The 21,983-nt window shown below is 44.6% G+C and carries 13 protein-coding genes; 2 read left to right on the top strand and 11 right to left on the bottom strand.

The genetic code is table 11. The annotated features are described in order from the left end of the window. Positions 1 to 20 precede the first annotated feature (20 nt). From NSS66_RS20350 to NSS66_RS20300, 11 genes are all read right to left on the bottom strand, one after another. Positions 21 to 6,113, bottom strand: coding sequence for an aminotransferase class III-fold pyridoxal phosphate-dependent enzyme (locus NSS66_RS20350; protein ID WP_340959644.1), 6,093 nt, complete (start codon positions 6,111 to 6,113; stop codon positions 21 to 23). Next, positions 6,088 to 7,308 carry an ACP S-malonyltransferase gene (gene fabD / locus NSS66_RS20345; protein ID WP_340959643.1) on the bottom strand — a complete coding sequence of 407 codons (1,221 nt, stop codon included), beginning with the start codon at positions 7,306 to 7,308 and terminating at the stop codon, positions 6,088 to 6,090. The genes NSS66_RS20350 and fabD overlap by 26 nt, the downstream gene beginning before the upstream one ends. A 629-nt stretch (positions 7,309 to 7,937) precedes the next feature. After that, positions 7,938 to 8,723, bottom strand: coding sequence for an S-layer homology domain-containing protein (locus NSS66_RS20340; RefSeq protein ID WP_340959642.1), 786 nt, complete (start codon positions 8,721 to 8,723; stop codon positions 7,938 to 7,940). 432 nt (positions 8,724 to 9,155) lie between these two features. Further along, positions 9,156 to 9,866 (bottom strand): SAM-dependent methyltransferase, encoded by a 711-nt coding sequence (locus NSS66_RS20335; RefSeq protein ID WP_076265405.1) that lies wholly within the window; start codon positions 9,864 to 9,866, stop codon positions 9,156 to 9,158. Next, positions 9,863 to 10,390, bottom strand: coding sequence for a GNAT family N-acetyltransferase (locus NSS66_RS20330; protein WP_023988591.1), 528 nt, complete (start codon positions 10,388 to 10,390; stop codon positions 9,863 to 9,865). Before NSS66_RS20330 ends, NSS66_RS20335 begins: the two co-directional genes overlap by 4 nt. 526 nt (positions 10,391 to 10,916) lie before the next feature. After that, complete coding sequence (locus NSS66_RS20325; RefSeq protein WP_023988590.1) at positions 10,917 to 11,219, bottom strand: putative quinol monooxygenase; 303 nt, start codon at positions 11,217 to 11,219, stop codon at positions 10,917 to 10,919. Positions 11,220 to 11,312: 93 nt separating this feature from the next. Next, positions 11,313 to 12,107 (bottom strand): SDR family NAD(P)-dependent oxidoreductase, encoded by a 795-nt coding sequence (locus NSS66_RS20320; protein ID WP_068938430.1) that lies wholly within the window; start codon positions 12,105 to 12,107, stop codon positions 11,313 to 11,315. 158 nt (positions 12,108 to 12,265) lie between these two features. Then, positions 12,266 to 13,294 carry a helix-turn-helix transcriptional regulator gene (locus NSS66_RS20315; RefSeq protein ID WP_340959639.1) on the bottom strand — a complete coding sequence of 343 codons (1,029 nt, stop codon included), beginning with the start codon at positions 13,292 to 13,294 and terminating at the stop codon, positions 12,266 to 12,268. A gap of 265 nt (positions 13,295 to 13,559) precedes the next feature. After that, the gene (locus NSS66_RS20310; protein WP_076265404.1) at positions 13,560 to 16,400 is read right to left on the bottom strand and encodes an alpha-amylase family glycosyl hydrolase; all 2,841 of its coding nucleotides are present in this window, start codon (positions 16,398 to 16,400) and stop codon (positions 13,560 to 13,562) included. Between the two features lie 431 nt (positions 16,401 to 16,831). Next, complete coding sequence (locus NSS66_RS20305) at positions 16,832 to 17,896, bottom strand: Gfo/Idh/MocA family protein (RefSeq protein WP_023988587.1); 1,065 nt, start codon at positions 17,894 to 17,896, stop codon at positions 16,832 to 16,834. A gap of 117 nt (positions 17,897 to 18,013) precedes the next feature. Next, positions 18,014 to 18,922, bottom strand: coding sequence for an AraC family transcriptional regulator (locus NSS66_RS20300; protein WP_023988586.1), 909 nt, complete (start codon positions 18,920 to 18,922; stop codon positions 18,014 to 18,016). Between the two features lie 469 nt (positions 18,923 to 19,391). Here NSS66_RS20300 and NSS66_RS20295 point away from each other — a divergent pair, with 469 nt between their 5' ends. After that, positions 19,392 to 20,600 carry an MFS transporter gene (locus NSS66_RS20295; protein WP_028541303.1) on the top strand — a complete coding sequence of 403 codons (1,209 nt, stop codon included), beginning with the start codon at positions 19,392 to 19,394 and terminating at the stop codon, positions 20,598 to 20,600. Between the two features lie 114 nt (positions 20,601 to 20,714). Further along, positions 20,715 to 21,956, top strand: coding sequence for an aspartate aminotransferase family protein (locus NSS66_RS20290; RefSeq protein ID WP_023988584.1), 1,242 nt, complete (start codon positions 20,715 to 20,717; stop codon positions 21,954 to 21,956). Positions 21,957 to 21,983: the final 27 nt, after the last annotated feature.

The following is a 21,983-nucleotide window of genomic DNA, read 5'->3' as shown; positions in this document are numbered from 1 at the left end:
AGTCACTTCGTTTCTTTTCATTAAGCGAACCAAAACTGCTTTTGATCCGGGGTTAGTGGGATGACCGTTTCATGCGCGTCCACTGTCAATACTTCTGAAGGGTCGGATATAGGCAATCTTTGCTTACCTGGACCTGGGCCTTTCCCGTTCGGGGTCAGATCAGGCAAGAATCCCCCTTTACGCAGCTCATCCACACTGTCCTTGACAGCTTGTATGATCCGCGCAATATCTTCCTCTGTATGAGCGGTCGACAAGAAGCAGTTCCGCCCTTCCCAGATGTAAATACCCCTTTCCAGCATGTGATAGAAGAAAAGCTCCAGATCGCCCTTGAGTACGAAGCGAAATAGTGAACCAAAGTGAACAATCTTCATGGGTATCTGCTCATGGGTAAAGTAACTATTTAACTCTGCTGCCAACGCTGAAGTACGGCTGTTCAACTGATTTTGCAGCTGCTCGCCGTGGTTTTCCAAATAATCCAACACTGCTAGGGATGCCGCCATCGCCAGCGGATGATGACAGAACGTACCGGCTACAAAGGTTCGCCGATGCTCATTCTGAGGATAGGAACCATCTCCGAAGCTCCAGGTGCCACCGTCAATCCCATCCATAAAGTCGGCTTTCCCTGCTACGATACCGATTGGCATCCCTCCGCCAATAACTTTACCGTAGGTCACAAGGTCAGCTTGTACCCCAAACCACGCTTGAGCGCCTCCCGGTTGAATCCGGAAGCCTGTAATCACCTCATCGAAAATAAAGGCTGTACCGGATTGCTCCGTGATCTGACGAACCTCCTGTAAAAAGGCCTTCGGCTGAAAATCAGGACGACGGCTTTGCACCGGCTCCACTAGCACAGCAGCTAGCTCCTGCCCATGTGTACGTATATAATCCAGCGATTCGTCTGTTCCATAATTGAGTACAACGATATCGTCCACCATGTGCTGCAAGATGCCAGGCGCCAGAGGTGTGGAATGCTCCTTATTATTGCCTGCACTACCCAACGCAAGCACACCATCATACGTACCGTGATAGGAGCCAGCAAAAATGGCTACTTTGGCTCGTCCAGTGGCAGCACGCGCCAAACGGAGAGCAACCATAACCGCCTCGGTGCCGGAATTGTACAAAGCGATCCGTTCTACACCGGTCAGCTTGCAAATCTTCTCGGCGACTTGTCCTGCCATGTTGGACATAGGTCCGACACACATGCCGTTCTTTAGCTCTGCCTCAATTTTTTCACGAATAAAGGCTGGATTGTGTCCAAACAGATTAACACCAAAGCCCATGGTCAAATCTACATATTCATTCCCATCCAAATCCCAAATTTTGGACCCGTCTGCACGTTGAGAAACAATTTGATAGACCATTTCCTTCAAAATAGGCCGGAATCCGGCTACATTACGGTTATTCGCGTAGACAGACCGATACTGCTGAGTGTACTGCTTGGTGCTTCGCGTCCGAGCAGTATAGCGCTCAATCAGCTCTTGCAGATGTTGTTCTTGGCGGTGTGAAAGCAATTCATGAGCTTTGACCTCCAGCTTTTTATAAGGTGTAAACGGTTTTGATTCCTGGCCTGCATTCTTCGGAACAGCTAGTACCGGTGGAACAATAGCTAATGCAGTTGCGATTTCCTGTTTGGTTTCAATGATCTCTGCGCTTTCTCTATTTGCTGACGGCAAAACCCTTTCCGGTTGAAATGATTGGGAAACGGATGTCGGAGGAGTTGGTTGAGTTCGGAGCACATCAAGCTGCTGTGACATCACGTGCAGCTGCTGCTGCAAAATCTGCTCGATACCAGCAGAAGTCGCTATAACTGATGTGCTTTGAAATGGGTCTTGCCCGGACGTGACTATTCCATGAGGCGATGTACCAATTGCGCTGGAATCCTGCCCTGTCCAGGTTGATACTGTAGTAGCATCTACCCGATTAAGGGGTATTTTCGGTTGGATTTCCACAGCACCAACTGCTGCCTCGTCAGAAACGGAAATACTCACCTGTTCTGCGACGTAGCTAGTCAACAGTTCGAGCGTGGTCAGCGATTCAAAAAATTCATTCATTGGGACATCCAAGTCGAATGTATCCTTGATGCTGTGGCGGACCTGGGACAAATTAATGGAGTCCAGCCCTAGTTCTAGAAAATGTGTTTGCGGTTCCAGTTCCTCAAGACTAAGTTGTGACACATTACCGATCATTTTCGCTAGCTTTTGTTGAATGGAAGATTTATGCTGCTCAGTAAACGACGCTGAAGTCGAATACTCATTCCCCATATTTTCAGACTCCCTTACTATTGGTTTTTTATAAACGGGTGCGTTCTGCTCTGCTCGAACCTGTTCTGGAACATGAATCCAGCACCTTTTCCTTTCAAACGGATACGTAGGTAGAGAAACCCTTTTGTACGGGTGACCTGCGTATATCGTGTCCCAGTCTATCTGTGCCCCCTGTACGTACTTCACTGCTACTTGCTCCAGTGCTTGTAAAGTGTCCGAGCTTCCGACGGCTGTTTCTGTACCACCACTGCTATCTACTTTTCCAATGTATACACCTTCAATGGCCTTGCCCTGCTCATAAAGCTGAAGTAATTTCACTTTCAGAGCCTCCGCTCCTTCGGCTATCACAGCCACTCGGTATGTTAAGTGGCTTCTGCCCGTGTTAGCCGTATAGCAGACATCCTCCATCGGCAATTCTTCCTCACGTTCAAAGCGATCCACGTACCGTGCAATCAACTCACTTAAAGCTCCTTCAGTTCGCGCCGACAGTGTCAGCAGCAATGGCGATGATCCATTTTTTCGGTCGGTGGTTTCTTGGTCCGCACTCTTTTTCGCTATATATTCTTCCAGCACCACGTGGCAGTTTGTCCCGCTGAAGCCAAAGGAACTCACCCCGCATCTTCTCGGAAATCCGTCTGTCTTCCATTCCCTCAGTCTAGTGTTGGCATACAGCGGAGATTCTTCAAAATGGATGTTCCGGTTGGGTGTGCGAAAATGAACGAGCGGTGCAATCTGTTGATGCTTCATCGACAGCACGCATTTGATCAATCCCGCAATCCCAGCAGCTTCGTATAAATGCCCAATATTCGTTTTGACCGTGCTTATCGCCACAAACTGCTTGCGCTGTGTAAATCTACGGAATGCCTGGGTAATGCCCTTAATTTCAACGGGGTCACCCAACTTGGTGCCAGTACCATGGGCTTCAATATAGCTTACCGTCTCGGGATCGATCCGTGCATCACGCCACGCCTGCGAAATGACTTCTGATTGAGCCAGCGCATTGGGCGCGGAAATTCCAATCGTACTGCCGTCCTGATTAATCGCGCTTCCTTTGATCACACCCAGAATGTGATCTCCGTCTTTTTCCGCTTGGCGAAGCGGCTTTAAGAGAACGGCTCCAACGCCTTCGCCCCAGCCTGTGCCGTCCGACTGATCGTCGAATGCTCGTGCCCGGTCATCGGAGGATTCCATGCCAATGCCAGCTTTCAACGGCAGCAAAATGGTCTTCACTCCACCGGCCAAAGCCATCTCACAGTCTCCATTCAAAATCGACTTACACGCCAGATGTACCGCTACGAGTGACGAGGAGCATGCCGTATCAATGGTCAGTGCTGGGCCTTTTAAATCAAGCAAATACGCAATCCGACTGGAGATAACGGACGGAAGATTGCCTATGCCAAAGTTTGGAATCGCTCCTGGCTCCACTTCGGACAACAATCGTTCATATTCAAAGCTGGTTTTGGAGAATCCAACATACACCCCTACCTTTTTCCCCGACAGCTGTTTTCCTCCATAGCCTGCATCCTCAATCGTGCTCCAAGCAGTTTGCAGAAATAAACGTTGATTCGGGTCCATCAGAGAAGCTTCACGTGGAGTCAGCTTGAAGAAGGTGTAGTCAAATTTGTCCACTTCGTCCAGATAGCCACCTTCGGCGATTTGCATGTTTCGGCCTTCCATATTCAGACGGGAAATAAAAGCTTCGGCATCCTTTTTTCTTTCATCGCTATATGGACTGATATGATCTGTACCGGAAGCTACATTCGCCCAAAACTGCTCCAGTGTATCCGCATGAGGAAACTTACCGGACATGCCAATGATAGCAATATCCAGGTCCTCTACCTCCTCTTTGGATTCCAATTGCGGTGCTGTGTTCACCTTATGACCTAAGCCCTGACTGGATATATATCCAGCTAGCTTGGCGATAGTCGGATAAGAGAAAAAGTCCGTTACCTCAATATGAATCCCGAGTTGTTCCTCTAATTGGTCCACGATCTGAACGAGTTGTAAGGATGTTACGCCGATATCAAAGTAGCTATCTTCCTTCCCAATTGACTGTACATTTAAAATAGCTTGGCAAATCCCAATCAGTTTTTGCTCGATCTCACCTTGAGGTACAGGGGCATCGTTCGCTTCCTGTATATTTCGAGCGGCCTCGGTTAGGGATGCCAAAACTACATCATATTCTCCCTGCTCGTAGCTCTGAGCCAGCTTGTAGCGCTGAACCTTTCCACTAGTAGTTTTGGGAATACGGCGAATTGGAACTACATCTTGAATATGCCATCCTCCCCGATAATTCAAATGGCTTTTCAGCCTTTGGACTGTTGGCAAAAATAACTCTATTTTTTTCGTGTGCATCACAAAAACAACAATACGATCCTGTCTAGTTTGTGCATCATGTACACCGCAGACAGCTACTTTCCCCAGATCCACCCCGTCCAGTTCCTCTGCAATCCTTTCGATATCATGCGGATAAATGTTCTGGCCGTTCACGAAAATAATATCCTTAGCTCTGCCTGTAATCACCAGTCGTCCGTTTCTCATAAAACCCAAATCTCCGGTAATGAGCCAGCCATCCTCTGTCTTGACCTTTGCGGTAGCCTCAGGATTGTTATAGTACCCAGCAGTCACATTTTTGCCGCAAATTTGGGTGTATCCGATTACATCGTCCTTTAGTACCTGATTTTGCTCATCACAAATGCGAACAGAGGTGCTGGCCATGGGGTAGCCCAAATCCGCAAACGTAAGACAACGCTTATCGGATGAATCTACTTCTTCTATAGGTTCACCTACATGTAGCTGCTGCCGATTTAAATGAATAGTAACAAAATTATCTTTATCCAAAGGTGGAGTGGAGACACCTACGCTGGCCTCTGCCAAGCCGTATACAGGATACATGATATTTTTTTTTAATCCATGTACACTCATGGCTTCCATAAATACATGGCAAAGCTCCACCGATATGGGCTCAGCCCCATTTAAAATCATGCGAACACTTGACAAATCCCAGTTATCCGCTGTTTTGGATTTATATTGATCAAGGAAAAATTTATAACCGAAGTTAGGAGAACAGATTTGAGTCACCTTATGCTCCGACACCTTTTTTAGCCATAATGAAGGACGTCTTATAAAAAGAGCTGTTGGCATAATGAGCTGCTTGGCATGGGCGATGATACAGGTTAAATGAAAAGCGATCAATCCCAAATCATGTGTGAGTGGCATCCAGCCCAGATACGCATCACTTGAAGTCATTCCCGTTTGACTGGCGATATCCCGAATATTGTATACGAGATTCTCATGCGTCAGCATGACTCCCTTGGGATCACCTGTCGAACCAGAGGAAAATTGAATAAACGCCAAATCCTCCGGTCTGGATTGATGAATGGTCCCTTTGTTCTGATCGGAATAATCAAAATCATGGCTAGAAAAGGTCGCTTCTTTCACAGAATCAAAGAAATCCAGCATCTCATGCTGATGAGAATACTTTTCTAACTGCTCTAATACTTTATGATCCGCAATCATGTAAGGGCAAGTAAGGGTACTCCAGATTTTAAATAGCTTCATTTTATGTTCATCATTATTCCCGATACTTACAGGTACGGGGACGATTCCGCCGAGCAGACAGCCCCAAAACACATTCACAAAGGTATGATTGTCTTCAATTTGCATAATTAGCTTATTGCCAGGCTGTACTCCTTTTTCCTGCAATTGATGAAGTACCTGCAGTGCTTGCTCCAGAAGCTGACTGTAGCTTACATACTCCTCCTGTGTATCACCCGAAATGAAAATAATTCCATTTTCAGCTCTACTGGCTCGGTCCTGAATGATTTCAATTAAAGTTTGAAACTGCTCCATCCTGATCCCTCCTCAAAAGGTCTAAAACTTCCTCCTGCTCTCCTGCAGATACTTGTTTGGTTTGCAATATCAGGCGAATACACTCCAGCGCTTCGCGTCTTAGTTCATAAGCAGAAGAAGATTTGCCCGATTCTATGCTTTTGAGTAACTCCTCCAACCTGTGAATAGGTAAAATAACCCCCTTTTGATACTCATCCTCATTCCAATTGGCATTGGGTGTAGACACCGCCACCGCCAGCGGTTTGACCAACCAATCACGGATCGAAAAACGACGTTCCAGCTCAATCCGATCCAAGTCTCTGTCCAAGGAAAGCACCTCAAAAGCGATGTTTGTTTCCTTTGCCAAGTTTTTCAGCACCGTTCGCGGTCCTAATTCAATTCCCTGCTTCACCCCATGTTTCTCCATATACTGCATCGTTTGTATCCACCGCACTGGATGGATCATTTGCAAATGCAAACCTTGACGAATGCTGTTGGCATCCGTATATGGCAGTGCTGTAACATTAGAAATGACAGGCCACAGCGGTTCATGAAACGTATATTTTTGCAATTCCAATGCTAATCGGTCAGCAGCATGCTGCATAAGCGGGCTGTGAAAAGGGCCGCTTACCTGCAAACGGGTAATTTGGAACCCACGTTGCTCTAATTGTCCCGCCACCGCAGCAACAGAGGCATGATGACCAGAAACGACGTATTGATAGGAGGAGTTATAACAAGCGATGGAAATAGGCTGACTGGTTACGTCATAGTGATCGCACAGCTCTTCTAGCAGATTTAAATCAGCCCCTCGAACAGCAATCATGCAACCCACTCCGGCCTCTGAAGCTTCTTCCATAAAGCGTCCCCGTTCTTGTACCACCCGCAAAGCATCGCCAAACGATAAGACTCCGCCGCTTACCAATGCAGAATACTCACCCAAACTATGCCCTGCAGAAAATTCGGGAATAATCCCAACATCGTGCATGTAACGTCTGAATGCGATTACACTAATTGTGAGTAGTGCAGGCTGGGTGTAGGATGTTCTGGATAATTGGGAGATGGGTCCTTTCATACATAAAGTTTTCAAATCATACCCCAAAATATCAGCAGCCTCTTCAAAAATGTGACCTGCCTCTGAAAAACCGTCATGCCATGCCGCTCCCATCCCGACATACTGAGATCCTTGTCCCGAAAAAAGCAAAGTCATGCGATTCATGTCCAACCCCTTTCCTCACCATAAAAAAGCGGTAAAACAAATGTTTTATGGGATTCAGATGTTCACATTCCTATGTATTTAAGATAGATACAGCAAAAACAACAAAATGTCTTGCCACAAACAAACAGTAATCGACATGTTAAAGTAAATCGTTTTTGAGTTTCATGATGTAATCAGAATTAAAAGTGTGTAAGTAGACTTGGAAGTGTAAAAAAATGGAGTGTGCTGGAAGTTCAGAGTTGATACTTAGAAACTTCAGCATCATAGATGAGTGTAAGACATAGGTTAAGGCTATTAATTTATTATAAACATTAAAATGAATTAAAGTACAGTGATATATACTACATATATTTTATAAACCAAAAGAATATCCTCTTTTGTTTAAAAAAAGGAATTGTTTTCAGCTTTTTAATGAATTTACATGAAAATTTCATATTCTAAACTATTGACTGGCATCTATCGTTAAAACAAAAAAGCCGCCAATTTGGCGACTTTTTATACATAGTTGTTGTCCTTCGACAGTAATCGACGGTTAGGCGTCGTCATAGATACGTTACTAAATAAGTAGAAAACTCCAAAGCGCTTTATCTCCTTATGCAGTTTCCTTGATGGCTACAATGTGCAAGCGGCTAGTGTCGATTCTCCACTGACTTGGTTGTGGCTTCGTACAAACGCTGTAAAAGGGTAACAGCTTCAGCCCGTGTAACTAGTGCTTTGGGGCGAAGGTATCCTTCATTAGCGGTAAGGACCCCCATCTTGGTTAGGGTGTAGAATGCTTCTGCCTTTTGATCCTGGGAATCGCCATCATAGGAGTACTCTTCTCCAGTCTTGTCGATGTACAGCACCGGATAGTAGGCCGAGAAATTGTCATTGTAATTGGCCTGACGAACTTTCATATCCTTGTACTGCGCAGCTGCGGAAATCACTTCCTCAATCTCAGGATGAAGCGTCTGATTGGTATAATCCGTCCGAAGAGAGGCAATCATCATCACATCCCAGCGGGTCAATGGTTTGTCAGGCTTGACATAGAAAAGATAGTTTGGATATTTCCCCCCAACACTTTCAGCATACGGCCAAACATAGTCCCCGTTGAATATTGCTGCAAAATCTTTATTCGCCCAGTGTTTACGCGCATCCACAAAGTCGGAAGATTTGCCGGAAGAATGATCGATTTCTGGAAAAAGCTTATGAAACATATGTACAAATTCCGCTTTCGTTATGGTTTTGCTTGGCTTGAAGGTCCCATCTGCATAGCCCTTGACAACGCCCTTGTCGACCATGGAACGAATCGATTCGGCAGCCCATTCATATTTTGTTCCTTCCACATCTGAAAACGTGTTTGCCGCGAATGCAGATTGACCGAAAAACAGTGTCGTCGCAACCAACGGGGTGATAAGCCATTTCTTTTTCAACATCTCTTCACACTTCCTTTAGGTAAAATTTATGTATAAAATAGTTCTCAAGACTCAATTTTATATCGGCATTTCAAAAGAAAATGATGATATCAGAGAGAAAAAAAGTACTGTTAAACAGTATTTTGGAATATCGACAATCTGTGTTTAAAAAATGCTATGGATACAAGTTCTAAAGCCTCTCCATATTCGGGTAGCCCGTCGGGAATTGAGAAAGCTTGTGGAGGCCTGCATGGGCCAATTTCTCCTGTATTACTCTTCCGACCTAAGCCTGTAAGTTCGACCCTGGCATCGATTAACCACTTCATGTAATCTGCCCACTAGTTAAAAAAACAGCCGAGCGCTCGGCTGTTTTTGGTAGAGTTGAACTATCGTTCTCAGTTACTTTAGCGAATTTCAGCCCATAGGACTGGGAACTTTTGTCCCCGGATATCGCTATTTCTTAGTAGCAATAAGCGAGATTAGATTCATATACTTCCCGTCATCTGCATTCAGCAATGCATTATTAGCACGTGCATAATCGTTGTTACACTGAAGCCATTCATACCAAGCTTTCGAGAAGCATCTCATTTCTCTTACCGATTCAACGTAAACATTTGGCGACTGTTCCCATAATTTCCGCCACCAATCGCATGTATGCCACTGATTATCAACCTCACTAAGTGACAAGAACGGCTGCAGTTCCACGGGTATATCCCCATCACACTCCATCTTTACCCCTGGCATTGCTATAGCCAATTTACCTCCTTCTTTAACTAGCGGCGCAAGATGGTCATCTAAGTACTGCTCATTCGCTCCAAAATATTGATACGCATCTACGCTTATAACTGCATCAAAGTATTGTTCCGCAAAAGGCAAGTGGCAGGCATCTGCATGTATGGGGATAATTTGGCTTTCCAAACCAAACTCTCTGAATCTTCTATAGTTTTCAGTTGCACTAATCCATAAATCGACAGCAAACACGGTTATGCCAAACTTTTGCGCCAGATAGATAGAAGTAAGTCCGGTCCCACAGCCCAAATCCAGCACTCGCATTCCTTTCTGCAAAGTCAAATTTTTCGATAGCTCCTCAAGCATGATAATCGAACTAGGCCCCATTAAATTTGCTCTTATGAAATCTACGTCATCTAGATCTCGACGGATCATTTCTGCTGACCCCCTCCTACTTTCTTCATTTCATATTTCCAATAAAGCAATTCTTCATCTTTGTGATCAATTTGAAATCCTAACTTCAATAACAAATTCTTAGAGCTGATATTGTCAGGTACGCATCTTGCCGTTACGATTTGGACCTCTTCATGATTTAAGGACCACTCTATTAATTTTTGAGCGGCTTCATAGCAATAGCCTTTGCGGCGATGGCTTTCATTCGTTGCAAAACCGATCTCAATCATACCGTTCTGATCAGGATCTCCTAAAAAACCAATCCCTCCAACAATTTCTTGGGTATCCTTCTCCACAATGATCCAAGAGTCAAAACCTCTAGTGCCATTATTTTTTATCAAAAGTTCTCGAAAATAAGGTAAAGCTTCAAAGAAATCAGGACCCGGCCATTCATCACTGGTTTTATAACCCAAAGCTTCAATAGCACCTATATCACGTTGGGCTGCTGCTTCGATTAAATTAAGATCAAGTGTTTTTAATATAAGCCGATTCGTTTGAAGTTTCATGTATTGTCCACCTTTCTATTTACTTAGATTGAATCTTTCATTCAAGAAGTCTGGATGTATTTGACCAAATTGGAGTAATTCCCTTCTATCCCCCTTTGCTAAAAATTAGAAAAGGGCAGGAATGAACATACGTCATTCCTACCCTCATATCACCTGCTATTTGAGCCATAAAAAAAATCCGCGCTGAACCAGCACGGATTGGACTCATTATAACAGGTATCCCTAAGGATCTGGTAATATCCGTTGTTCTTAACTAATTCCGAAGCTTTCAAATCCCACCCGTAATACAAAAATTGGGCAGACGAATAGTAGGTGCATGAAAACCTCTTTTTATGGAATTGGATTAGTAAAGAACAGCTCCAGACAAAAAAATCTCTCCTTAGTGAATTACCCTTATTATACCAGGGCCAATTTTATCTGCCAACCTTTCACATGTTACAAAAGCGTTTCATTAGGACTATCCTGCTGGTTAGCTTAAAAGCAACCGAGTATCGGCTGCTGTGGTAGCAGCAATTGCATCATGACCCTACAGGCCTTTTCCCCCTATAGCACGCAGTTTAATGGGCTCCGCTCCGATAATCAACGGTCGGCCGCGTTGTATCGACGCCAGTACCTCTTCGTTCTTAAGACTGGCTGCATGGGCATCTGCATCTTTCCACAGTTCGGTCACATACACCGCATTCGGGTCGTCGTCTGACACATTGACTATATACAAATAGCAGTCATTATTCGACTTCAACAGATCGGCCGCTTCTAGCAAGATGTCTGCAAGAGCGTCCCTTTGCCCTGGACGTGCCGTCAACTTTCCATACATAGCAAAATGGTTCATGATCCTCATCCTACCCTCGAGTAATGTTTGACTTCATCTTATCATAATGTTCCGCAATGTCAGCGCTAATTTCAGCAAGCTTCTCCACAAGCGCTAAAAAATAGTCGGTACCATTCCCCCATCCATACGGATTGGAGAACCTTTAAATGCAGATGCATAAGGACTACATACAAATGTAGCTAGTCTACCTATTTCAATAGGCTTGATAAATCGCTGTATTTCAGATTGAGGCAGGTTGGTAACCATAAAATCCTTCTCTTTTTCTAAAAAAGTCATATCTTCATGAGGATACATACTCTCAATGATTTGGTGCACATTCTCCGAGAGTGTTGGTCCTGGCATGATCGTATTGACTGTAACTTCTGTTCCTATTGTTAATTTAGATAAGCTTTTTGACAATGATAACAACATAGATTTTGTCATACAATACTGAGGCATTTGTCCTGAAGGCATAATTGCTTCTTCACTCGCAATAAAAATAATGCGGCCATAATCATTTTTCAACATTTTAGGTAAATAAAATTTTGATAATCCATTTGCAGCAAGAACGTTAGTGCGGAAGTATTTTTCCCATACTTCATCGTCTACGTCCTCATATTGCATAATTTCATAAATACCCGTATTGTTAACTAAAATATCAATATTGGGGTATTTTTCGAATAAAGCATCTCTTTGTCCAATATCCACAATATCGGCTGTGGCATTTTGAGGAGAGGTAGCTGGGAAATCTGACTTAATTTCATTTACAGTTCGTTCTACCTCTTCATAATTTCGTCCATTAATTAGTACATTAACACCTTCTTTGGCTAGTTCAATGGCAATTGCTTTACCTATACCTTTCGTTGATCCTGTAACTAAAGCTGTTTTATGGTTTAATCCCATATCCATAATACACTTCTCCTTTTTAAAACAGTCTTGTGCTCCGGATAGTGATTATATTATCTTGTCTGGATTGTCCAGTAACTAGTATAATGCGCCAAAGTTCTTGTTTAACACGCCAAATGACAAAACTCATTAGGAATTGAATCAATGAATAGTCGGCAGTCCTAGCGTGCTCCTGATATCGAGTTTGTACCTAGATGTTCAGTCCGCCAATTTGAAGGTGTATCACCCTCCCATAGGCGGAAGGCGCGGTAAAACGAGTTCTGGTCTTCATATCCAATCAAGAATGCCACCTCTTTAATATCAAGCGAGGGGTCTACCAAGTACTTTCGTGCCTGCTCATGTCTAGCTTGTGTCAACAGAAGCTTGAAGCTCGTGTTTTCGTCAGTAAGCCGGCGCTGCAAGGTACGATCGCTCATACCGAGCTCCTTCGCCACAGCCTGAATGTCGGGGCGCCCTCCTGTAAGGCTACGTTTCATGATCCATTTGACCATCTCGGTAATTGAGCGGTTGCGCTGCTGTTCATCCAACGATCGGTCCAGAACAGGAGTCAGGATTTCCAGCAACTCTTCGTTGTACGAGACAAAGGGGCGGTCCAGATCTCTTCGATGCAGCGTCAATCGGTTACGTTTTGCACCAATCCGGATACGACAGCCGAAGTAAGCTTCAAGCGCCTGTACATCGCCCATGGAGTGCGAAAATTCAACAAGCTGCGCGGTCAAAGGTTGACCTGTGCCCCGGCGTCCAATCTCCAGAAGACAAGCCAGCGTGATACCAACCAGCATCGGCGGACCAGATTGCTCGGGAGACAGCCATTCCAGATCAATTGTGCAGTGCTCGCCCTCCTCAGTGATATGTAGGCTTTCAGGGGGACACAGTTGTTTGTACCGAGCCATTCGGTTTAGAGCGTCGCGGTAGTCCCGAGCGTGGTAAGTCGCTAAGACGGTCGGTGGGTACTTCGCTGTATCAAAGACGGTCGCAAGCTTGATGATTCCTTGGGCAGTATCACCAATGAGATCAGAATATGCCTGCCAGATCGCGAAATATTGGGCGGTGGTGACTACTGGTTCAGTAATAATGGTGATCGGCAATCGTGCTTTGCGAGCAACGTCGTGGGCGCCAAACCCTAATTGACATAATCCTGCCCACAATCCTGGCGGGATTTTAATACGGTCAGTGGTATGAGACTTCATACATATGGGCCTCCTTTATATACTTACATATTCATTAGTTTTGGTTGCAATGGGGTCCCTCTTAAGTACACATAAGAATACTCTTAAGTACGTTAAGGTGTCTACATTAACGTACTAAGCTGCGGCAAATGTTACATCTTCTTGGTATCTGTGCTACTTTAACACCAAAAAAACACACCCATATGTTTATGAGTGTGTTTTTAAAACCTCAAACCACCGACACTCCTAGGAATGTCATTCCCTCCATGCTTCTTATATTTAAAAATTAAGGCTTCAAGAAAGGCCCGTTTTCACCGATCTTACCAGGAGCAGGATTACCCGGGAGATCAAGTACATATACCCTTAAGTTTCCTTTGCCCGAAACTGCCAGATTGAGCGTCCCATTCGTGACCTCTTTGACGTCTCCGGTAATAGCATCTTTATAAGTGCCGTTAGGAATATTCCGAAAAACAGCTGATTCACTAACAGTAACTAAAGCATAACTGTCTATGCCTTTTGATGAATCCGTATAACGTCGCTTGTACGCCATTTGTCCGCTTACATCCTTTGTAGAATACTGTCCTTTCTGCAAGGCAGGAATACTTCTTCGAATTTGATTCAGTCGCTGAATGTGCTTTACAAGTGGGTGCTGCAGGGTTTGAGCAACCGAACCTGAAGCAGAAGCTACCTGTCCGAAATCGGAGGCTACTACTGTACCTTCAATATGATCTCCATAGTAAGCACGTCCTGTGGTTGCTAATGGACATGTTGGACCACAGTCGATTGGCTTGCCTGCCTGAAATTCGATTTCTGAGCCGTAATACAATGTTGGAATTCCACGGAAAGTCCACATTAAACTCATATTCTCAGCCCATGCAGCCGTGCCCCCCGTATACCGGGTCGATGATTTGTTAGGTCCATAATCATGGCTATCTACATACACTACGTTATAGGTCGCATCGTTATAACTGTCATCCGAATCCTTGCCATTCCAAAATGCGTTATTCGCATCACTAAAATTCATATGCATCCTCATATCAATTACATTCATCCCGGAGGATTGCGAATGGTCCGGTTCATGATACAAATTCCCTTTGAGGAATGCATTATCGGATAAAGGCTGATTGGCTGTACCAAGATTATTTTCGTGTTGATATTGTTCCAACGCAGCTACTTCATCATTGGTGCTATACTCTTTGCGTTCCTTCCAAGTGAAGAATTGAGCCGAATGATTCACAGAACCTCGGTTCCATTTATCGTTAACGAAAGCACCTACTTCACCGAACATATAGAAATTACGTCCTTTTTCACCAAACTTCTCAATCGCCCGCTCCTGCGCTGCAGGAAGAAAATGACGGTTCCAGGTAACGCGTGGAATGTGCACAGCGGTGTCTATCCTAAACCCGTCTACACCCATATCTATAAATCGATTGTACGCTTCAATTAAATAATCTTGGACAGGCTTCGACTCTGTATTAAAGTCAGCCAGATCCTCATGCAGCCAACAACTCCGTGAATCTTCCCCTTCCCAATTGCCGATCCAGCAACTGTGATAGTACTGTGAAGGAAACATGCCAGAGGTGGGGTTGGGCCATTGGCAATTGTAGGTTTTTGAGTTCATTGGGATTCCCCAATTCCGACAGGTGTTGCCCTCCGGTTCCTTCGTTGACCATAGGTCACCGTTATACGGCTTGCCTGCGTCATTCTGCTGAAGGCCATCGTACTCGATTCCTTCTTGAGGTTCGTCATAGTACCAGCTCCACTGATTATCTCGAATACCGAATACTTTTGGCGTGAATAGACCTTTTGCACCCCAGCGGCTAGAGTGATTGTACACAACATCCTGTATAATTTTAATATCTTTGTCGTGTGCAGCATTAATCAAATCCTGGTATGTTGCACCTGGTGACTCTAACCTGGGATCCACTCGAAAAAAATCGTAACCATGGTAGCCGTGAAAGTCATAATCAGATCGATTCAATACAACCGGTGTAATCCAAATCGCTGAGAAGCCAAGAGCCTTGATATAATCCAGTTTATTGATTAACCCTTGAAAATCGCCCCTAAACATTGGATCACTGTTGGCTGCATTGCCGCTTGAAACATGATTCGCACCACCTCGGTTGTTCGAAGGGTCCCCATCATAGAATCTGGCAGTCATCACAAAGTAAATTGAATCTTCACGCATATCTGTTCCGATCGGACTTCCCTTTGAAGCAGGAGGTGATGAAGTTCCTGTTGTTGCACTCACCTCAATACTACTTTCCGATTTGTTGGCTGGTTCTGCTTTATCGTATGCCTTAACTGTATACGTATATGTCGTTTTCGCCTCCAATAATGAATCTTGGAAGGTAGTACGGGTCGTCGTATAGACCTTTTTGCCTTTAGTTCCTCCTGTGCGAGTGATCTCATACCCGCCGATTCCACTTCCACCAACATTATCAACAGAAGGATCCCATTCTAATTGGATTCGTAGTCCATCGGCATTGGCTATCAATAATTGAGGTATAGAAGGTGCTTCTAAATCAATAACCGGAGGGTTACACGGATTCTTAGCTCCGGTTGTTGTGACGATACCGTCTTTGACGGTACTTAAACCAGCAGCTAAATGATAATCAGCGCCTTTATTATTATCCCAGACAGAGCCGTTGTTAAATGCTGCTTTCATCGATGTTTTGGAGCCAAGATCAATAGTTTTTTTGGCCCAATCCAAGCAAGCGTTTTCATTCATGCTGATACCCGGCGGGGATGTCCAGGATGAACCATCGGGAGCATAGTGGATATTTACATCGCTCCAGCCACGGCTTTTCTTAAAATAGTAAACTATCGCTTGGTTGTCTGGAAGGGCTGTCAAATCAAGGTTCTTCGGCAGATTGGCATATGTTGCATCGGAGATATTCTGCTTGATGAGAGAACCGTTGCGATAGAGATCGTAATCTGATACTCCACTACCATTGGAGATGTCTTCGGAGGCTTTCCATGAAAGTTTTACTGATGTACTTGTAACGTTTTTAGGCGATTCATCAGCATTGATCGGCGTAACAACACTTACTGATGCTAATACAAGTATCCCCGTGATCATGAGTAAAAATAAGCGTTTCCAAGATCTTCGTTTATAACTCCTCATTCTCTACGTCCCTTCATCTATATTCTTCTGGTCGCACAGTACAATAAACGATCTCTCCCTTCCTCTTTCTCATACAAATGATTATGCTAGCACTTACATGGATTATTTTATGTTTTTATGGAAGAATTTAGAGTGGAATATGTTGATTTATAAGGAGGAAATAGCGGATTTTATGTAAAAACATCTTTTTCTTTTTACGTGTAAATTAAACCTATTCGAAATCTCAGCAACTTAAAAATGATCAAGCAATAGAATTCGGTTGTGGAGCGATACCCGCTTGTGTTTTATGGTGGGCAAAATTATTTTGCTCACCATTTCAAAGGTTTCTGATTACTTAAATGCATCCCAAAATTTCATTAAATAAATCTGTTTGGTTCTCTCCAGGCTCCTATATATCTCTCTTATGACGGATCGAAAATAAAGCAGCAGATCTAAATAGTTCTTCGAATCACGCTTTTGGTTGCCCCCGCCTCAAAAATCGTCTCAATCAGCACCAATACACGGTGTACTTCTTCGCTTTTGATTGCAATCTCCGCTTTTCCTTCGATGGTGGAGACAAAATTTTCATAAAAGCTTTCTGCAGCAGCAGGTATTTTCTCAATCGGGAACTTAAGGGTGGATTCCTCAGATGGCGGCGCCATCGTTTTCGTCAATCCTTGACCTGCTTGAATCGGCTTGGGTTCCACGTGAGCGACATCTGGATTTCGGGTGACGATCTCTCCGCTCAAATCCCAATCCCTAATCACTGCGGTTCCTTCGGTTCCTTTAATATACCAGCGCGGCAGCTTTACGTAATTGGTTGTACCCACTTCAATGACTGCTTTCAGGCCGTCCTTGAACTCAATAAAGCTGGTAAAGCCGTCATCCACTTCAGTCCCCAAAATATAGCTTAGGGTAGCAGCTACGCTTTCTATTTTGCTGTCCGTAATCTGAAGCAGCTGGTCCAATAGATGTACTCCCCAATCCAGCAGCATTCCTCCTCCATACGCCTTTAGTTGCCGCCAGTCACCTGGAATCCCATTAGCCCCCTGAACTCGCGATTCCAGCTGGAAAAGCTCGCCTACGGTCTTATTGCCAATTATATCTTTTATAATTCGGAAGTCTTCATCCCATCGACGGTTTTGATGTACCGTAAACACACGATTTTCTTTCTTCGCCACCTCAACAATATCCAAGAAATCCGCGCTCGTTATCGTAACTGGTTTTTCGCAAATGACATGTTTTCCAGCTTGTAGCGCCTGGATCGCGATTTCCTTATGAACATCATTAGGTGTTGCTATCAAAACAATATCCACGGCCTGATCGGCCAGAACGGCATCCAGGCTTGCGTAGGTTTTATAGCCAGCAGCCGCAGCCAGTTCCATTCGGTAATCAACAATATCATATACACCGCCAACGGCAAGTTGCTGATTAGATTCGATCAATTGAACATGGTAGCTTCCCATGCCTCCATAACCGATAATGACTACATTGTATATACGATTGCCCATTTTCATCTTCCTCCACTTCTGATTTAAGCCTACCGCATATCAAGCGGTTACTCATGGATCCATAAATTTTAATGTCCTCGTAACTCTCCCTTCACTTCGTCGGATAGCTCTATCATACAAATCTCATGAAAAGCTTTCCTCCTCATTTCTTGCTGTATTATTCCCGAATATTGTCCTGCGGTATTTCAATGGTGATGTTCCTGTCGCTTCCTTAAAGAGATGATGAAACGTCTTTACACTACTGAATCCTGCTGCCTCTGCGACCTCAGTGATCGGATTGTTTTCATTCAACAAAATCCATTTTGCCTTATTCAGTCTGTAATCATTCAAAAATGCTACAAAGGTCATCCCCGTATTCTTCTTAAACAGTCTGGCGAAATAATAGGGACTGAAACCCATATAATCAGCGACATTCTTCAGCGAGATGGTTTCATGATAATGGCATTCCACATACTCAAAAATACGTTCCAGTTTATAAAGGGTGTCCTTTGATTGTGTTAAGGTTCTTTCAGAGATTTCAGAAAGCCTTGGCGTCATGCTTCTCGGCACTTCACGCATAATAAGAGTCAACATCTCAAACAGCTTGGCTTTGATCATATAAGCATGACCTTCGTGGTGGTTGACGTTCTCATCATAAATGCTTTGAATCAGAGGAAGCATTTTAGCTGCTGTTTCTTCTGGCCAGTTCCAGCTTGATTGCTCCATCTCCGTAAATATATATCTAAGAGGGCGTTTCTGATCACTTAATGTGGAAACCTCTTGAAAAAAGCTCAGATCAAATTGAATAACCACCCGTTCGCTGTCGGGAGAAGCCAAAAAATAATGAACATCACCCCCATTTATAAACTGAACTTCACCTTTTTTCATCCGTATCGAAATATCGTTAATTCCCAGATCCAAGGTTCCCTGAGTCACATAAATAATTTCAATTTCTTTATGCCAATGAGGATAGCAAAGCACGTCACCTTTATTAATAAAGCTCCGGAAAGGAAAATGTCGGTCAAGCTCCGGGATTTCCAAATAAAAATTCATTTTGGTAGACTCCTTTTGTTGTAGTTCAAAAAGCCACATTTATTGATACCGTACAAATTTACCTTTTTCTTTCTCATTTTTCTCAACTTTCGAATAAAATTCCCTCTCCCTTTTGAATTGTAAGCGTTTAACATTCTTTTTCCTACCCTATCAATCATAGTTGTATTAAGTAAAACCACTGTTAGGTATCCTTACTAACCTAATTTTGCAAACACAAAGTTATGCCTCAATTATGAGCGGTTTGGCGCCCGAAAACAATTTGGGCTGATCTTATTTCTCCCTTCCGCTTGCAGTTTCTTCAGATAACCAAGTTTCGCCTTAACTAGATTAAGCAAATACGTGTAAAATTGTCGAACGATTATTTTTACATTTTTTATATAAAGAGATATATACATTTCCAATAAAAAGGTATAATCTAGTAAAGCAACAGAATCCATATAAAAAATATAGACTTATGGAGGGACGGACCTTGAAGAGACTATTCGCTTTAAGTTGTGCTTTCTATCTGCTAATCGGCATTACTAGTGTGGTGCTTGGAGCATTACTGCCGGTTCTACTGCCTTACTATGGACGGGGGTACAGCGATGGCGGATTATTGTTGTTCCTTCAGTTTTTCGGATTTCTTGTCGGCGTTCTGTTCTCCCCCTTCATGGCTCTACACATCGGTCGCAAGTCTATGCTGTCCATTGCTCTGGTTAGTATCGTGGCAGGGTATGCCTTCTTGGGTGTACTCCCCTCATGGACCTGGGTTATCGTGATGACCATCTGGGTTGGCTTCGGCTCAGGCATCATTGAGTCGTCCATCGGAGCGTTCACGATTGAGTTCACCGAAGAGCAGAAAGCCGTAGCCATGTCCAAGCTGGATGTCTATTTTGCACTTGGTGCACTGCTCATTCCCGCAGTGGTAAGCCTGTATATCTGGCTTGGAATGTGGTATCTGACCTTCTACACCATCTCCCTTCTGACGTTTATTCTGGGACTGTTCTGGATTACCATGCCTGCTTCCTCCTCTTCCCACCTTATCCAAGCAGATCTCCAAACCTCTGAGCGATCGGTCGAACAAGCCCGGTACTCGGTACAGCACCGTGTGTTACTGGGAATATTCATTGTATTCTTCTTTGTTTACATGGGGCTTGAACTGGGGCTCATGAACTTCCTGCCCTCTATTCTGATCGAGACCCTGCAGATTCGGGAATCCGTAGCCTCGTTGGGTGTTAGCATACTCTGGATTGCGATGATCATCGGCCGCATGTTCTCAGGGAAGATTGCTGAGTCAGCAGGATATATTCCTTTCCTACTGTGGAGCGGAATCGGAACTTTCTGCTTTCTGGTTGCAATGGCGTTTGTATCCAGTCAGTGGGCTACATACCTTCTGATTTTTGGTGCAGGGTTATTCATGTCCGGTCTCTTCTGTATTGCCCTCGTCTATGCGAACCTGCTGATTCCGGGAATGACCGAGAGAACGACCAGCATTCTGATTGCGTCAGGCGGAATTGGCGGAGCAGTTCTTCAATATGTAACAGGCTGGAGCATGAGCGAATGGTCGGTGACGACTACCCTTTGGATTTTGGCGGCTTTCAGCCTAATTTTACTGCTGGCAGTCATTCTCTCGCATCTGTGGAATGGCAGGAGCAGACGGGTAGTTGACTCCCTTGTCCATCAGGGCAAGGAAGGATGAGATTCTTTATTCTTGAGGGAGGTGAGGCCCGCCGCGTTATGTTGTAGCAGGGCAGTACACTTTTTAAAGAATGTACTTAATGAGAATGTATATTCTGATATGGAGGGAAACATCGTGCATACCTTAACCAAAGAACGCTTCAGATACGGAAAAGGCATTACTCTGATTGACGATTCCGGTAAGGAATATTTGGATGGCGTGTCTGGCACCTTCAATCTATCGCTCGGTTATAATCACCCTCATGTCGTCACCAAGGTACAGGAACAAGTCGCCAATCTTGCCCACATGTCCTCATCCTTTACCGAGCCTTACGTCGAGGAAGTCCTGGATCATCTGATCCAGTATACGCCGAACGGCATCGACGCGGGATGGATGAGAGATATTACCGGCTCCACGGCGAACGAATGCGCTGTGAAGCTAGCCCAGAAATATACAGGAGCGCTCGATATAATCAGCCTGTATTTATCCCATCATGGGCAGACCCAGTTCGCAACAGGCATATCCGGCAACGCCTTCCGGCGGAGGAAATTTCCCAACTCGGCTGCAGCAAATTCCCTGCATGTACCTGCTCCCTACTGCTATCGCTGCCCGTTTAATTCTTCGCCTGACAAGTGTGGTTATCAATGCGTCGAAGCCATATCGGATGCCATTGAGTATGCAAGCTCAGGCTCTGTGGCCTGCATGATTATTGAACCCATCTTGGGCAACGGAGGCAATATCATCCCACCTGCAGGATATTTTAAGCGTCTCCGTCAGCTGTGCAACGAGTATGGGCTGATCCTGATCGCTGATGAGGTGCAGACCGGGATTGGGCGGACAGGCTACATGTTCGCAAGTGAGTTGTTGGATATCCAGCCAGATATCATTACTCTCGCCAAGGGTCTCGGCGGCATTGGTGTACCGGTAGCAGCGGTATTAATGCAGTCTCGGCTTAATGTCCTGGAGAAGCACGAGCACTCCTTCACCTCAGGCAGCAATCTAATCTCGGTTACGGCAGCCAAAGCCACGCTGGAGGTTGTATCTGAGCCCGGTTTTCTGGAAGCCGTTCGGTCCAAAGGAAGCCTGCTCGGAACCCTGCTGACGGAGATGGCCGACAAGCACGATTGCATCATCGGTGAGGCTCGCGGCGTCGGATTGATGTGGGGACTGGAAATTGTCGACGAGGATAATGCCCCAGATGCAGTTAAGAGCAATGCGATTATCGACCGCGCTTTTGCCGAACAGCAGCTAATTCTCAGAGGCTCCCGTTACGGTTATGGCAATGTGGTCAAAGTGAGACCTTCCCTCACGGCTACGGAAGATGAGATTGTAGAAATTGTTAAGCGGCTTGACACTGTTCTGACCACCCTACACTAACCATCTGCCTAACAGGCAAAAGGAGGA

The sequence above is a fragment of the Paenibacillus sp. FSL R10-2748 genome (genome assembly GCF_038005565.1).
Taxonomy (GTDB): Bacteria; Bacillota; Bacilli; order Paenibacillales; family Paenibacillaceae; genus Paenibacillus; species Paenibacillus polymyxa_B.
This window is presented reverse-complemented; position numbering and strand designations above follow the sequence as displayed.

Excerpts from the sequence above, each read along its gene's own strand:
- NSS66_RS20335 (WP_076265405.1), bottom strand. The coding sequence starts at position 9,866 with ATGATCCGTCGAGATCTAGATGACGTAGATTTCATAAGAGCAAATTTA.
- NSS66_RS20325 (WP_023988590.1), bottom strand. The coding sequence starts at position 11,219 with ATGAACCATTTTGCTATGTATGGAAAGTTGACGGCACGTCCAGGGCAA.
- NSS66_RS20300 (WP_023988586.1), bottom strand. The coding sequence starts at position 18,922 with ATGAATTTTTATTTGGAAATCCCGGAGCTTGACCGACATTTTCCTTTC.
- NSS66_RS20340 (WP_340959642.1), bottom strand. The coding sequence starts at position 8,723 with ATGTTGAAAAAGAAATGGCTTATCACCCCGTTGGTTGCGACGACACTG.
- NSS66_RS20315 (WP_340959639.1), bottom strand. The coding sequence starts at position 13,294 with ATGAAGTCTCATACCACTGACCGTATTAAAATCCCGCCAGGATTGTGG.
- NSS66_RS20305 (WP_023988587.1), bottom strand. The coding sequence starts at position 17,896 with ATGAAAATGGGCAATCGTATATACAATGTAGTCATTATCGGTTATGGA.
- NSS66_RS20310 (WP_076265404.1), bottom strand. The coding sequence starts at position 16,400 with ATGAGGAGTTATAAACGAAGATCTTGGAAACGCTTATTTTTACTCATG.
- NSS66_RS20330 (WP_023988591.1), bottom strand. The coding sequence starts at position 10,390 with ATGAAACTTCAAACGAATCGGCTTATATTAAAAACACTTGATCTTAAT.
- NSS66_RS20350 (WP_340959644.1), bottom strand. The coding sequence starts at position 6,113 with ATGGAGCAGTTTCAAACTTTAATTGAAATCATTCAGGACCGAGCCAGT.
- NSS66_RS20320 (WP_068938430.1), bottom strand. The coding sequence starts at position 12,107 with ATGGATATGGGATTAAACCATAAAACAGCTTTAGTTACAGGATCAACG.
- fabD (WP_340959643.1), bottom strand. The coding sequence starts at position 7,308 with ATGAATCGCATGACTTTGCTTTTTTCGGGACAAGGATCTCAGTATGTC.